The 12,780-nt window shown below is 59.6% G+C and carries 11 protein-coding genes; 6 read left to right on the plus strand and 5 right to left on the minus strand.

The annotated features are described in order from the left end of the window. The first annotated feature begins 21 nt into the window (after positions 1-21). The 6 genes from cysM (at position 22) to KGA96_RS07715 (ending at position 7,305) form a co-directional block, all read left to right on the plus strand. Complete coding sequence (gene cysM, locus KGA96_RS07690; protein WP_046043004.1) at positions 22-924, plus strand: cysteine synthase CysM; 903 nt, start codon at positions 22-24, stop codon at positions 922-924. Continuing rightward, entirely contained in the window at positions 924-2,276 is a 1,353-nt protein-coding gene (gene rlmD, locus KGA96_RS07695) for a 23S rRNA (uracil(1939)-C(5))-methyltransferase RlmD (protein WP_223512225.1), read from the plus strand. Before cysM ends, rlmD begins: the two co-directional genes overlap by 1 nt. Positions 2,277-2,398: 122 nt before the next feature. After that, positions 2,399-4,642 carry a GTP diphosphokinase gene (gene relA / locus KGA96_RS07700; RefSeq protein WP_046043002.1) on the plus strand — a complete coding sequence of 748 codons (2,244 nt, stop codon included), beginning with the start codon at positions 2,399-2,401 and terminating at the stop codon, positions 4,640-4,642. Between the two features lie 152 nt (positions 4,643-4,794). Beyond that, the gene (gene mazG, locus KGA96_RS07705; protein ID WP_223464216.1) at positions 4,795-5,628 is read left to right on the plus strand and encodes a nucleoside triphosphate pyrophosphohydrolase; all 834 of its coding nucleotides are present in this window, start codon (positions 4,795-4,797) and stop codon (positions 5,626-5,628) included. 28 nt (positions 5,629-5,656) lie between these two features. Next, entirely contained in the window at positions 5,657-6,199 is a 543-nt protein-coding gene (locus tag KGA96_RS07710; RefSeq protein ID WP_103397702.1) for a DUF2058 domain-containing protein, read from the plus strand. Between the two features lie 158 nt (positions 6,200-6,357). Beyond that, complete coding sequence (locus KGA96_RS07715; RefSeq protein ID WP_223464218.1) at positions 6,358-7,305, plus strand: hypothetical protein; 948 nt, start codon at positions 6,358-6,360, stop codon at positions 7,303-7,305. A gap of 68 nt (positions 7,306-7,373) precedes the next feature. Here KGA96_RS07715 and KGA96_RS07720 read toward each other — a convergent pair whose 3' ends face one another. From KGA96_RS07720 to KGA96_RS07740, 5 genes are all read right to left on the minus strand, one after another. Further along, positions 7,374-7,562 carry a hypothetical protein gene (locus tag KGA96_RS07720; RefSeq protein WP_223464220.1) on the minus strand — a complete coding sequence of 63 codons (189 nt, stop codon included), beginning with the start codon at positions 7,560-7,562 and terminating at the stop codon, positions 7,374-7,376. A 392-nt stretch (positions 7,563-7,954) separates the two neighbouring features. Continuing rightward, the gene (fabB, locus tag KGA96_RS07725; RefSeq protein ID WP_046042997.1) at positions 7,955-9,175 is read right to left on the minus strand and encodes a beta-ketoacyl-ACP synthase I; all 1,221 of its coding nucleotides are present in this window, start codon (positions 9,173-9,175) and stop codon (positions 7,955-7,957) included. 11 nt (positions 9,176-9,186) lie between these two features. After that, complete coding sequence (fabA, locus tag KGA96_RS07730; RefSeq protein ID WP_046042996.1) at positions 9,187-9,702, minus strand: 3-hydroxyacyl-[acyl-carrier-protein] dehydratase FabA; 516 nt, start codon at positions 9,700-9,702, stop codon at positions 9,187-9,189. Positions 9,703-9,949: 247 nt separating this feature from the next. Next, positions 9,950-11,851, minus strand: a complete 1,902-nt coding sequence (locus KGA96_RS07735; RefSeq protein ID WP_223464222.1) for an ATP-binding protein — start codon at positions 11,849-11,851, stop codon at positions 9,950-9,952. Then, positions 11,848-12,780, minus strand: a complete 933-nt coding sequence (locus KGA96_RS07740) for an ABC transporter substrate-binding protein (RefSeq protein WP_046042993.1) — start codon at positions 12,778-12,780, stop codon at positions 11,848-11,850. Before KGA96_RS07740 ends, KGA96_RS07735 begins: the two co-directional genes overlap by 4 nt.

Genomic DNA, 12,780 nt, shown 5'->3' on the forward strand with positions numbered 1-12,780 from the left:
AGTCTGGATTGCGAATACGCCATGACCTTGCAGTACCCAACCATCGCCGATTGCGTCGGCAACACTCCGCTGGTTCGTTTGCAGCGCCTGCCCGGCGCCACCAGCAATACCCTTTTGCTCAAGCTCGAAGGGAACAACCCGGCGGGTTCGGTCAAGGACCGTCCGGCGCTGTCGATGATTACCCGCGCCGAACTGCGCGGGCAGATCCACGCTGGCGATACGTTGATCGAGGCGACCTCGGGCAACACCGGGATCGCTCTGGCCATGGCCGCCGCGATCAAGGGTTACAGGATGATCCTGATCATGCCGGACAACTCCAGCGCTGAGCGCAAGGCAGCCATGACGGCCTATGGCGCCGAGCTGATTCTGGTCAGCCAGGAACAGGGCATGGAAGGCGCCCGTGACCTCGCGCAGAAGATGGAAGCCGAAGGTCGCGGCAAGGTACTGGATCAGTTTGCTAACGGTGACAACCCTGAGGCGCACTACACCACCACCGGTCCGGAAATCTGGCGCCAGACCCAGGGCACCATCACCCATTTCGTCAGCTCCATGGGCACCACCGGCACCATCATGGGCGTGTCGCGCTACCTCAAGGAGCAGAACGACAACGTGCAGATCATCGGCCTGCAGCCGATGGAAGGCTCGGCGATCCCGGGTATCCGTCGCTGGCCTCAGGAATACCTGCCGAAGATCTACCAGGCCGACCGCGTGGACCGCATCGTCGACATGGCCCAAAGCGAAGCCGAAGACGTGACCCGTCGTCTGGCCCGCGAAGAAGGCATTTTCTGTGGCGTGTCCTCGGGCGGTGCCGTGGCGGCAATGCTGCGCCTGTCCAAAGAAGTTGAAAACGCGGTGATCGTCGCGATCATCTGCGACCGTGGCGACCGTTACCTGTCGACCGGCATTTTCGACGCGCCCAACTGATGGCCAAACATGAAAGAGGCCTGCGCTTCCAGCCCACCGGCGGCAGCAAGGCCCCGCAAGTCCCGACCGGCAAAAAGCAGCGCCTGACCATCGAGCGCCTGGCCAATGACGGTCGCGGTATCGCGTTTTTCGAAGGTCGCACCTGGTTCGTCATCGGCGCAATGGCCGGTGAAGAGATCGAGGCGCGCGTCCTCGGTGCCCACGGCAAAGTGGTCGAGGCGCGCACCGAACGGGTATTCAAGGCCAGCGAATTGCGCCGCCCGGCACCGTGCGCCCATGCCGGCCGCTGCGGCGGTTGCAGCGTGCAGCATCTGCCCCACAACGAACAGCTTGCCCTGAAACAGCGCATGCTCGCCGAGCAGTTGTCGAGGGTCGCGGGCGTCGAGCCCGAAGAGTGGGCGGCGCCATTGAGCGGTGCGGAGTTCGCTTACCGGCGTCGCGCCCGCGTGGCGGTGCGCTGGGACATGAAGGCGAAAAAACTCGAAGTCGGTTTCCGTGCCGCCGGCAGCCAGGACATTGTTGGCATCGATGACTGCCCGGTGCTGGTACAACCCTTGCAACCGATCATGAGCCGCTTGCCGGAGATGCTGCGGCGCTTGAGCAAACCCCAGGCACTCGGGCATGTGGAGTTGTTCAGCGGCTCGACGCTGGCCGTGTTGCTGCGGCACATGGCGCCGTTGTCCGACGCCGACCTGACGATCCTCAAGGAATTCTGTGCGTTCCATGAAGCCCAGTTGTGGCTGCATGGCGACGGCGAACCGCGTCCGGTCGAGGCCGATCAGTCGTTGGGCTATCGTCTTGAACAGTGGGACCTGGAGCTGGCGTATCGTCCCGGGGATTTCATCCAGGTCAACGCCGCCGTCAACGAAGCGATGGTCGCCCAGGCACTGGACTGGTTGAGGCCGACAGCGGATGAGCGCGTCCTCGACCTGTTCTGTGGTCTGGGCAACTTTGCCTTGCCGCTGGCCAAGGCCGCTCGTGAAGTGGTGGCGGTCGAAGGTGTGCAGGTGATGGTCGATCGGGCAGCGGCGAATGCGGCTAGTAATAATCTGCATAACGCGAAGTTTTTTCAGGCCGATTTATCCCAGCCTTTGACGGACGCCGAATGGGCCGCCGAAGGCTTTTGTGCGGTACTCTTGGACCCACCGCGTGACGGTGCTTTCGAGGTCGTGCGCAAGCTCAAGAGCCTTGGCGCCGAACGTTTGGTGTATGTGTCGTGCAACCCTGCAACTCTGGCGCGCGACACGGTCGAATTGATCAAGCAGGGCTACCGGTTAAAACGTGCCGGGATTCTCGATATGTTTCCTCAAACGGCACATGTCGAGGCCATGGCGTTATTTGAAGCGAGCTAGGATGCTCGTCTGGTCCGACTGGCCCGCCCGTGCAGCCGCGCACCCAGCCCGACGTGGGCGCACGGGCAACGAAGGTCAGCGATTTGACGCATTGAATCTGCGTCGTAGGGAAGGTAAGCAAGATGGTACAGGTGAGAGCACACCAGCCGATCAACACCGACGGCAGTATCAATCTCGAGGCTTGGCTCGATCATGCGGTCAGTGTCGATCTGGCACTGGATCGCGAAGCCTTGAAAGAGGCCTGCGAGTACGCTCGCGAGGCCGAACAACAAGCCAATGCGGCACAGAATCTGTGGTCGGAAGGTAACTCGACTTTCCGTACCGGGCTTGAGATCGCCGAGATCCTCGCCGACCTCAAGCTTGACCAGGATTCACTGGTCGCCGCGATCCTGTATCGAGGCGTGCGCGAAGGCCAGATCAAGTTGCCGGCCGTCAGCCAGCGCTTCGGTCCGGTGGTGTCCAAGCTCATCGACGGCGTGCAGCGCATGGCCGCGATCAGCGACAGCCTGAGCCCGCGCAAATCCCTGGTGCTGGGCACCCAGGGCCAGGTAGAAAACCTGCGCAAGATGCTGGTGGCCATGGTCGACGACGTTCGCGTTGCCCTGATCAAACTGGCCGAACGCACGTGCGCGATCCGCGCGGTGAAGACCGCCGACGACGAAAAACGCAACCGCGTGGCCCGTGAAGTCTTCGACATCTACGCTCCGCTGGCCCATCGCCTGGGTATCGGTCACATCAAGTGGGAACTGGAAGACTTGTCCTTCCGTTACCTGGAACCGGACCAGTACAAGCAGATTGCCAAGTTGCTCCATGAGCGGCGACTGGATCGCGAGCGTTTTATCAGCGATGTGATGAGTCAGCTGAAAAACGAACTGCAGGCCACCGGCGTCGATGCCGACATCAGCGGCCGGGCCAAACACATCTATTCGATCTGGCGCAAAATGCAGCGCAAGGGGCTGGAGTTCAGCCAGATCTACGACGTGCGTGCCGTGCGTGTGTTGGTGCCGGAAATGCGCGATTGCTACACCGCGCTCGGCATCGTCCACACCCTGTGGCGACACATCCCGAAAGAGTTCGACGACTACATCGCCAACCCCAAGGAAAACGGCTATCGCTCGCTGCACACCGCGGTGATCGGGCCCGAGGGCAAGGTGCTGGAAGTGCAGATTCGCACCCACGCGATGCACGAAGAAGCCGAACTCGGCGTGTGCGCGCACTGGCGCTACAAGGGCACCGACGTCAAGTCCGGTTCCAATCACTACGAAGAGAAAATCTCCTGGCTGCGTCAGGTGCTCGAATGGCACGAAGAGCTGGGTGACATCGGTGGCCTGGCGGAACAGTTGCGGGTCGATATCGAGCCGGACCGGGTGTACATCTTCACCCCGGACGGTCACGCCATTGACTTGCCGAAGGGCGCGACCCCGCTGGACTTCGCCTACCGCGTCCACACCGAAATTGGTCACAACTGCCGTGGCGCCAAGATCAACGGGCGCATCGTACCGCTCAACTACAGCCTGCAAACCGGTGAACAGGTCGAGATCATCACCAGCAAGCACGGCACCCCGAGCCGCGACTGGCTGAACCCGAACCTGGGCTACGTCACCACGTCGCGAGCACGGGCGAAGATCGTTCACTGGTTCAAGTTGCAGGCTCGCGACCAGAACGTCGCGGCCGGTAAAACCCTGCTCGAGCGCGAGCTCAATCGCCTCGGCCTGCCGGCGGTGGATTTCGACAAGCTGGCCGACAAGGCCAACATGAAAACCGCCGAAGACCTGTTCGCCGCCCTCGGTGCCGGGGACCTGCGCCTGGCGCAACTGGTCAACCTGGCGCAGCAACTGGTCGAGCCGGAGCGTGGCAACGAGCAGCTTGAACTGATTCCACGCAAGGCCACCGGATACAAACCGGGCAAGCGCGGCGACATTCAGATCCAGGGCGTCGGCAACCTGATGACCCAGATGGCCGGCTGCTGCCAGCCGCTGCCGGGGGATGCCATCGTCGGTTACATCACCCAGGGCCGTGGCGTGAGCATTCACCGCCAGGACTGCGCCTCGGTGCTGCAACTGAGCGGGCGGGAGCCAGAGCGGATCATCCAGGTCAGCTGGGGCCCGGTACCGGTGCTCACCTATCCGGTGGACATCGTCATCCGCGCCTACGACCGTTCCGGTTTGCTGCGTGATGTTTCGCAGGTGCTGCTCAACGAGCGGATCAACGTGCTGGCGGTCAACACCCGCTCGAACAAGGAGGACAACACCGCGCTGATGTCCCTGACCATCGAGATTCCGGGGCTGGATGCATTGGGGCGGTTGCTGGGGCGGATTTCCCAGTTGCCGAACATCATCGAAACCCGGCGTAACCGTACGCCGTGATGGTGTTCATGTCTGGCACCGTTCTACTGTGTGAGCGAGCTTGGCTCCGGGCGGCGATCCGACGATGGCTGCTTGAAGGACACATTGATGTTGAATGTGACGACGCTATCGCGAGCAAGCTCGCTCCCACAGGTTCTCGCAGAGTTTAATAAATGTATTCACTTGAAGACCTGCTTCACCTGATGAACCGCCTGCGCGATCCGCAGTACGGTTGCCCGTGGGACATCAAGCAAACTTACGCCAGCATCGTCCCCCACACTCTGGAAGAAGCCTACGAAGTCGCCGACGCCATTGAGCGCGGTGACTTCGATCACTTGCAGGGTGAGCTGGGCGACCTGTTGTTCCAGGTGGTTTATTACAGCCAGTTGGCCCGGGAAGAAGGGCGCTTCGAGTTCGCCGGCGTGGTCGACAGCATCACCCGCAAGCTGATCCGCCGCCATCCTCACGTGTTCCCCACCGGTGATCTGTATGCGCCAATGGATGTCCCGCGCCTGAGTGAAGCGCAGGTCAAGCAGCGTTGGGAAGAGATCAAGGCCGAGGAGCGCGCGGAGAAATCTTCAGCCCCCGAACAGCTGTCGTTGCTTGATGACGTCCCCGCGGCCTTGCCGGCGTTGTCACGGTCGGCGAAATTGCAAAAGCGCGCAGGGCAGGTCGGTTTCGACTGGCCGGACGCCTTGCCGGTGCTCGATAAAGTACGTGAAGAGCTCGATGAAGTCCTCGAAGCCATGTCGGAAAATGATCCCGAGGCCGTGGCCGACGAGATCGGCGACCTGCTGTTTTCCGTGGTCAATCTGGCGCGGCATCTCAAGGTCGATCCGGAAACCGCACTGCGTGGCGCCAACGGCAAGTTTGAAAGACGCTTTCGTTTTATCGAACAGGCATTGCGCGACACCCGCCGTCCCATGGAAGATTGCACCCTCGAAGAGTTGGACGCCTTGTGGGGCGAAGCCAAACGTCAGGAAAAGAATTTGCCCAGCTGCGGTTGAGCAGTAGCCTAAGTGAGTAATAAGCACCATGAGCATTTCCCTTCGCGACCAGTTGCTCAAAGCAGGGCTGGTCAACCAGAAGCAGGCCAAGCAGGTCAGCAAAGACAAGCAGAAACAGCAACGCCTGGCCCACAAAGGCCAGGTCGAGCTGGATGACTCCCAGCAACGCGCGGCACAGGAAGCCATGGCCGAGAAGGTCAAGCGCGACCAGGAGCTCAACCGCCAGCAGCAGGAAAAGGCTGAGGCCAAGGCCCGTGCCGCGCAGGTCAAGCAATTGATCGAAGTCTCGCGCCTGCCGAAATTGACGACCGAGGATTACTACAACTTCGTCGACGACAAGAAGGTCAAGCGCATCTCCGTCAACACCCTGATGCGCAACAAGCTCAGCAGCGGTTCGCTGGCCATCGTGCATCACGCTGGCGGCTACGAAGTGATTCCGCGCGAGGCTGCGCTGAAGATTCAGGAGCGCGACCCGCAACGCATCGTGCAGTTGAATGTGCAGACCGAAGAAGTCAGCGTCGAGGATGATCCGTACGCAGCCTACAAGATCCCTGATGATCTGATGTGGTAATCGCTTCTCTGGCATTACATGTTTGTTAGTACATTGCTGGATTAATCAATTGAACCCGAAAGATCGCGTCGATACGATCTCTCGGGTTTTCTTTTGCCCGAAATATTCTCAGGGGAGAGAACTAATGGAATGAACTTCAATGAATAAGGATATTCTCAATGCTGGTAAGTATCGCCTCGTTACGCCAACCCACTTTTAAATCGCAGCTTTCACGGCCGCGACAACTCGATCAATCCATTCACGATTATCTTGACGACGAGCTTGTCGCGCGAGCGGAGCTTGTACGCCGAAAGATCAAGATTGCTGCGAAAGCTGCTCGCGACGATCACGGCGGGTCTGCTTGCGTTTTCGTAACCTTGCCTGAGTTTTTCTGGAACATTCCCTGGCACGAAGTCCGCAATGAGCAAGAACTTCACGAACTGAGCTCTGCCTATCTGACGAAGGTGACCGAGTGTGTGACGCTGTTGATAAGCGATCTGCCAGTGGAACTGTACGGCAAGATCGTTTTATTGGCGGGAAGTTGTGCGACGCTGATCAAAGTGGGAGAGGGGGAGTCGAGCTATTACGATGTCGTTAATTATGTGCTGACCATTTCCAATAAGGAGTACGAGGCTGACATTCCGCTTATGTCGATGTGGCCGAAACGTTATGTGTCTGGAATCGATTTTGGAAGGCATGTAGGCGCGGAAGACGGGTACTGGTTTTTCAAGTTGTTCGATGAGGTCGTGGTAAGGGTAAAGAAAGTCAGTGATGTACGGGCCGAGCACAGTTACTTTGGTGGTTACGAAGGGATATTCATTAATAGTCTTGTCGCGGGTTGCCCATTCGGTATCAACTTGTGCCTGGATTATGCGGTGTTGAAAGACGGTGAACGGGATAAGGAAGTTGAACAGGCGGGGGCAAAAATCGATTTTCTGATTGCCTGTGGCATGAACTTCGATTACGGCAAGCGTCATCTGTCTTCGCTTCAGTTTGCCGTCCGCAATGACGGCATGGGTGATGGTGAGTGCGAGGTGGTGAAACTTGAGGCGGGCTGGATCGTCGGTGTTGTTCCTTCGGTGGAGATCGACGACTCGCTTCATTTAGCGGCCATTCAGATTGCCTGAGCCGCGTCCTCCGGTCGCAGCCTGCCCGTGCGGGGAAGGGGCAGGCTGCATGGTGGTGGAGTCTGTCTTCAACCGGTTGCGAGCTCGCGTTTGCGCTCGAGCATTTCCAGTTCGGCCCTGTAGTTTTGTGCGTCGATCTCGGAATGGAACATCCCGACCAGCAGGTCTTGTTGATGCACATCCCAGATCCGGATACCGGCGGCTACACCCTCGTGGGATTTATGTGAATCGTCGCGTTCAGTTACTTTTACAGTCATCTGCTAGCTCCAATCTCTGTTATCTGCAGCAAGGCGTGTGCAGGCCTTTGTTATATGTTTTGTTAGCTTGCTAAGTAAATGACTGAGTTTGGTAACGGTTTTTTGCAAAAACGGAAACAGTCCTGCAGCCCGCTAAACACGCGACATTCGGTCACAGGGCATTAAGTTTCATGACAAAAGCTTCATCTTCAGAACGCACCGCAGACGCTTGTAGGAGTGAGCCTGCTCGCGATAGCGGTGGGTCAGTTACCAGTGATGTTGCCTGGAATACCTCTATCGCGAGCAGGCTCACTCCTACAGAGGATTTGTGTATGTCTTGAGGCTTTTCTCAAGGCAAAAAAAACGCCCCGAACCAGTCGGGGCGTTTTCTTGTGCGGCGTTATGGCGGGGTGTTACTTGCCCTGCCAGCGCTTCAGTACCAGGGTGGCGTTGGTGCCACCGAAACCGAAGCTGTTGCTCATCACGGTGTTGATGGTGGCGTTTTCGCGGGTCTTGGTCAGCACCGGCAGATCGGCCACTTCAGGGTCGAGTTCGTCGATGTTGGCGGAGCCGGCAATGAAGTTGCCTTCCATCATCAGCATGCAGTAGATCGCTTCGTGAACGCCGGCGGCGCCCAGCGAGTGACCGGACAGGCTCTTGGTGGAGCTGATGGCCGGAGCCTTGTCGCCGAACACTTCACGCACACCTTTCATTTCCGCGACGTCGCCGACCGGGGTCGAAGTGCCGTGGGTGTTCAGGTAGTCGATCGGGGTGTCGACGGTGGACAGTGCCTGCTGCATGCAGCGGATCGCGCCTTCGCCACTCGGGGCAACCATGTCGTAGCCGTCGGAGGTCGCGCCGTAGCCGACGATTTCCGCGTAGATTTTCGCGCCACGGGCCAGAGCGTGTTCCAGCTCTTCAACCACGACCATGCCGCCACCGCCGGCGATGACGAAACCGTCACGGTCGGCGTCGTAGGCACGGGAAGCTTTTTCCGGGGTGTCGTTGCGCTTGCTGGACAGGGCGCCCATGGCGTCGAACAGGAACGACTGGCTCCAGTGCTCTTCTTCACCGCCACCGGCGAAGACGATGTCCTGCTTGCCCATCTGGATCTGTTCCATGGCGGTACCGATGCAGTGAGCACTGGTGGCGCAGGCAGACGCGATGGAGTAGTTCAGGCCCTTGATCTTGAACGGAGTGGCCAGGCACGCGGAAACGGTGCTGCTCATGGTCCGCGTTACGCGGTATGGGCCGACGCGCTTGACGCCTTTCTCGCGCAGGATGTCCAGCGCTTCCATCTGATTCAGGGTCGATGCGCCACCGGAACCGGCGATCAGGCCGGTACGCGGGTTGGACACCTGCTCTTCGGTCAGGCCGGAGTCGGTGATGGCGTCTTTCATGGCCAGGTAGGCATAAGCTGCCGCGTGGCCGACGAAGCGATAGATCTTGCGATCGATCAGTTCTTCAAGGTTGAGGTCAATGGAGCCGGAAACCTGGCTACGCAGACCCATTTCGGCATATTCCGGGTTGAACCGGATGCCAGGGCGGCTTGCACGCAGGTTAGCGGAGACGGTCTCTTTGTCATTGCCCAGGCAAGAAACGATGCCCAGACCAGTGATAACGACGCGGCGCATGCGGATAACCCTTAGAAGTTGTCAGTGGAGGTGAACACGCCGACCCGGAGGCCTTCGGCGGTGTAGATTTCGCGACCGTCGACAGTGACCGAACCGTCGGCGATGGCCAGGTTCAGCTTGCCCTTGAGGACGCGCTTGATATGAATGTTATAGGTGACTTTCTTGGCGGTCGGCAGGACCTGGCCGAAGAATTTCACTTCGCCCGAACCCAGCGCACGGCCACGGCCCGGCAGGCCTTGCCAGCCCAGGAAGAAACCGACCAGTTGCCACATGGCGTCGAGGCCCAGGCAGCCCGGCATCACCGGGTCGCCTTCGAAGTGGCAGGCGAAGAACCACAGGTCCGGATTGATATCCAGCTCGGCGACCAATTCACCTTTGCCGTACTTGCCACCTTCTTCGCTGATAAGGGTGATGCGATCAACCATCAGCATGTTCGGGGCGGGCAGTTGCGCGTTACCAGGGCCGAACAGCTCACCGCGACCGCAGCGCAGCAGGTCTTCCCGGGTAAAGGCGTTTTGTTTGGTCATGCGAGCTCCTCAATAGTCCCATGCGGCAGGTGGGGCAAATCTTCCCGGCCGATCGAAGCGTTCATGCCTCGAACCGGCAGCCTACTCATAGACTATTGCGTTGTGGTGAAAGTCACAGCACCAAGGACATGAATGTACACTTGTGCACTGAAATTATTATTCAAGCCCCTTTTCGGGCCTGTTCGGGTGACTAAGACTGCCGCACTTTCGCCTTTCACGCCAGTCGCAGATGCTCGAAAGGCCTGTACTACTGCACCCATCGCTGCAGAATTTGCTGCAGATCAGTCCGTTTGAACGGCTTGGCCAGGTAATCGTTCATCCCTGCCGACAGACAGGCTTCGCGGTCACCCTGCAAGGCGTTGGCGGTCAGGGCGATGATCGGCAGGTCGGTGCAGCCGGGTAGCTTGCGGATTTGTCGGGTGGCTTCATAGCCATCGATGATCGGCAAGCGGCAATCCATCAGGATCGCTTCGAAAATCAGGCTCTCGGCACTGCGTACCGCCTGCGCGCCGTCGGCGGCGACACTGACCTTGAAGCCCAGGCTGCGCAACATGGCTTCGATGACGGTCTGGTTGACCGGGTTGTCTTCGACCAACAGCACATTGCGCCCCTCGCCATTGCTGTTGCGCGATTGCGCGCGAGGGGGCAATAGCGGTTGGGTCTGCTGGTGCAGAGCCAGGGGGATTTCCAGGGTGAACACCGAACCGTGGCCTTCCTCACTCTGCGCGCGCAAGGTGCCGCCCATGCGTTCGGCCAAGGTACGGGCAATCGGCAGGCCCAGCCCTGTGCCGCCGTAACGTCTTGAAATGGAGCTGTCGGCCTGCTGGAAAGCGTTGAACATCAATTCCAGGCTTTGCGCCGGGATGCCGATGCCGCTGTCGCGCACGGTGCAGGTGAACCACAGCAACTCGTGGTCCAGCGACTGCCACTGCGCCTCGATGGTGACGCGGCCCTGCTCGGTGAATTTCAGTGCATTGCCAACCAGGTTGACCAGTATCTGCCGGATACGCGTCGGGTCGCCCTTGGCCTGCAAGCCGCGCATGTCGTCGGGGATCATCAGTTGCAGGTCCAGACCACGTTGCGCGGCGCTGTGCTGGAACGACTGGGCGCAACTGCCGATCAGGTCGGCGAGGTTGAACGGGATGTGCTCCAGTTCCAGCTCTGAACGTTCGATCCGCGAGAAATCCAGGATGTCGTTGATGACCTTGAGCAAGTGCTCGGTGGATTCCGAGGCCAGCGCCGCGTATTCCACCTGTTCCTCGGTCATGTCGGTGGTTTCCAGCAACTGCAGCATGCCCAGTACGCCATTCATTGGCGTGCGCAGTTCATGGCTCATCATGGCGAGGAAATCGGATTTGGCGTTGTTGGCCTTTTCCGCTTCTTCGCGGGTCTGGATCAGCTGCGCCATGGCCTGATGCTGTTCGCGGCTGGCCTGCTCGAGACCGCTGGCGAGGTTGTTGATGTGTTGCGACAGCGCCCCCAGCTCGGTGTCATCGACAATCGGTAGCGGTGTCTTGTAGTCGCCGTCCTGGATCGCCTTGACCGCATTGCCGATATCGCGGATCGGTTGCGACAGGCTGCCCGCCAGACGCCGGGCCACAATGAAGGTAAACAGCAGGGCAAACAGTGCCAGGATGGCGGCCTTGAGCACGATTTCCTGTTGGCGCCGGCTGAAGGCGTCGTTGGAAAGCCCGACGATCACCCGGCCTAGATAGTCTTCGACAGGGGCCACGGTGGCGGTTTTGCTGCTCTGGAAAAAATCATTGTGCAAAGCGATGCGCTGGAGCCGTATCGGTGCCTGGAACACTTCGAGCTGTTGCGCGCGATTATGATGTTCGTTCGGTTGTTCGACGTACACCAGAACCCGGTTGGCGCTGTCCTGGATTTCCAGAAAGCTCACGTTGGGTGTGGCCAGCGTCGCCTTGAGCAAGGTGTCGAGCACTTCGATGTTGCCCGAAATCACTCCGTACTCGGTGGCCGGGGCCAGTTGATTGGCGATCAGCTGGCCGGTGTGGGTGATTTCCTGACGCAGATCCTGAATACGCACGAACGTGAAGAAACTGATCAGCAACAAGGTCAGCAGCAGTGCAGGGCCGAGGCTGATCAGTTGGGTGCGGGTGTTGATGTCCCAGCGACGGCGCAAACTCATGGACGGCGTTCTCCTTCAGCCAGCAGTGTGGCGACAGACGCTTCGTTTATCTGTTCGATACCCAATGAACGCGCCACCTGCGGATTGCTCGCGACCTTGAATCGATGGGGATAGTACGTGTGCGGCCAGGTGGCCGGAGGCCGGTCGAGCAATTCGTCGAGGACCGCCAACCAATCGCTCTGATCGCTATAGGTACTGGCCAGGCTCCCGGCCTTGACGAATCCGGCGTTGGGTCCGATCAGCGCCACTTGCCGGGAGTAGCTGCTCAACAGCAGGTTCTTTGCGGTTTGCGGGTTGTACAGGTCGGCATCGTCCAGGCCCAGCAACACGTCGCTTTTATTTAGCAGGGCCTGTAATGGACGACTGTCGTGAATGTTGTCCCAGCGCTGGGTGACCACCTCAAGATCCAGGGGGAGGGCGGCCTGACGCAGCTCATTCAAGAGGAATTCACTGTGGGTGTCGTAGAGCACGCCGACGCGTCTGGCCTGGGGCAACAGGGTGCGGGTCAAGCGCAACTGGCGATCCAGTGGTGGATCGCTCCATAGCAGGCAAAGGCGTGCAGGCAGCGAGTTGTTCAAGCGCTGCCGGGCCTGCAGGCGGCTGATGCGCAATACCAGTGTCGCCGGGCCCTGGGCGTTCTGCAGGCGCCAGTCGAGGCTGGGCAGGTCGAGCAGTATCAAGCGGATGTTTTCCGGCAACTTGTCCGGTATCGGCATTTTGGCCAGCGTCTGGAAGCGTACGCTATCGCTTGGTCGCAACTCGCTCAGGGCCTGGGTAAACGCCCGCACAGCGGGGCTGTCTTCGGCACCCGTGAGCAAAATGTCGGCCGCATTACTCGCCAGGCTGCCCAGCAGGCCGCTTGATAGCAGGCAGAGTATGGCCAGCAGCCGACCCAGGGTCGGCATTCTGCAGGCCGGACGATTCGGCAT

Source organism: Pseudomonas sp. GL-R-26 (genome assembly GCF_019947365.1).
Lineage (GTDB): Bacteria > Pseudomonadota > Gammaproteobacteria > Pseudomonadales > Pseudomonadaceae > Aquipseudomonas.

What these genes read in the sequence shown, in the direction of transcription:
- fabA (WP_046042996.1), bottom strand. Translation starts at nt 9,702, where the DNA reads ATGACCAAACAAAACGCCTTTACCCGGGAAGACCTGCTGCGCTGCGGT.
- mazG (WP_223464216.1), top strand. Translation starts at nt 4,795, where the DNA reads ATGTATTCACTTGAAGACCTGCTTCACCTGATGAACCGCCTGCGCGAT.
- fabB (WP_046042997.1), bottom strand. Translation starts at nt 9,175, where the DNA reads ATGCGCCGCGTCGTTATCACTGGTCTGGGCATCGTTTCTTGCCTGGGC.
- KGA96_RS07735 (WP_223464222.1), bottom strand. Translation starts at nt 11,851, where the DNA reads ATGAGTTTGCGCCGTCGCTGGGACATCAACACCCGCACCCAACTGATC.
- KGA96_RS07740 (WP_046042993.1), bottom strand. Translation starts at nt 12,780, where the DNA reads ATGCCGAATCGTCCGGCCTGCAGAATGCCGACCCTGGGTCGGCTGCTG.
- rlmD (WP_223512225.1), top strand. Translation starts at nt 924, where the DNA reads ATGGCCAAACATGAAAGAGGCCTGCGCTTCCAGCCCACCGGCGGCAGC.
- cysM (WP_046043004.1), top strand. Translation starts at nt 22, where the DNA reads ATGACCTTGCAGTACCCAACCATCGCCGATTGCGTCGGCAACACTCCG.
- KGA96_RS07710 (WP_103397702.1), top strand. Translation starts at nt 5,657, where the DNA reads ATGAGCATTTCCCTTCGCGACCAGTTGCTCAAAGCAGGGCTGGTCAAC.
- KGA96_RS07715 (WP_223464218.1), top strand. Translation starts at nt 6,358, where the DNA reads ATGCTGGTAAGTATCGCCTCGTTACGCCAACCCACTTTTAAATCGCAG.
- KGA96_RS07720 (WP_223464220.1), bottom strand. Translation starts at nt 7,562, where the DNA reads ATGACTGTAAAAGTAACTGAACGCGACGATTCACATAAATCCCACGAG.
- relA (WP_046043002.1), top strand. Translation starts at nt 2,399, where the DNA reads ATGGTACAGGTGAGAGCACACCAGCCGATCAACACCGACGGCAGTATC.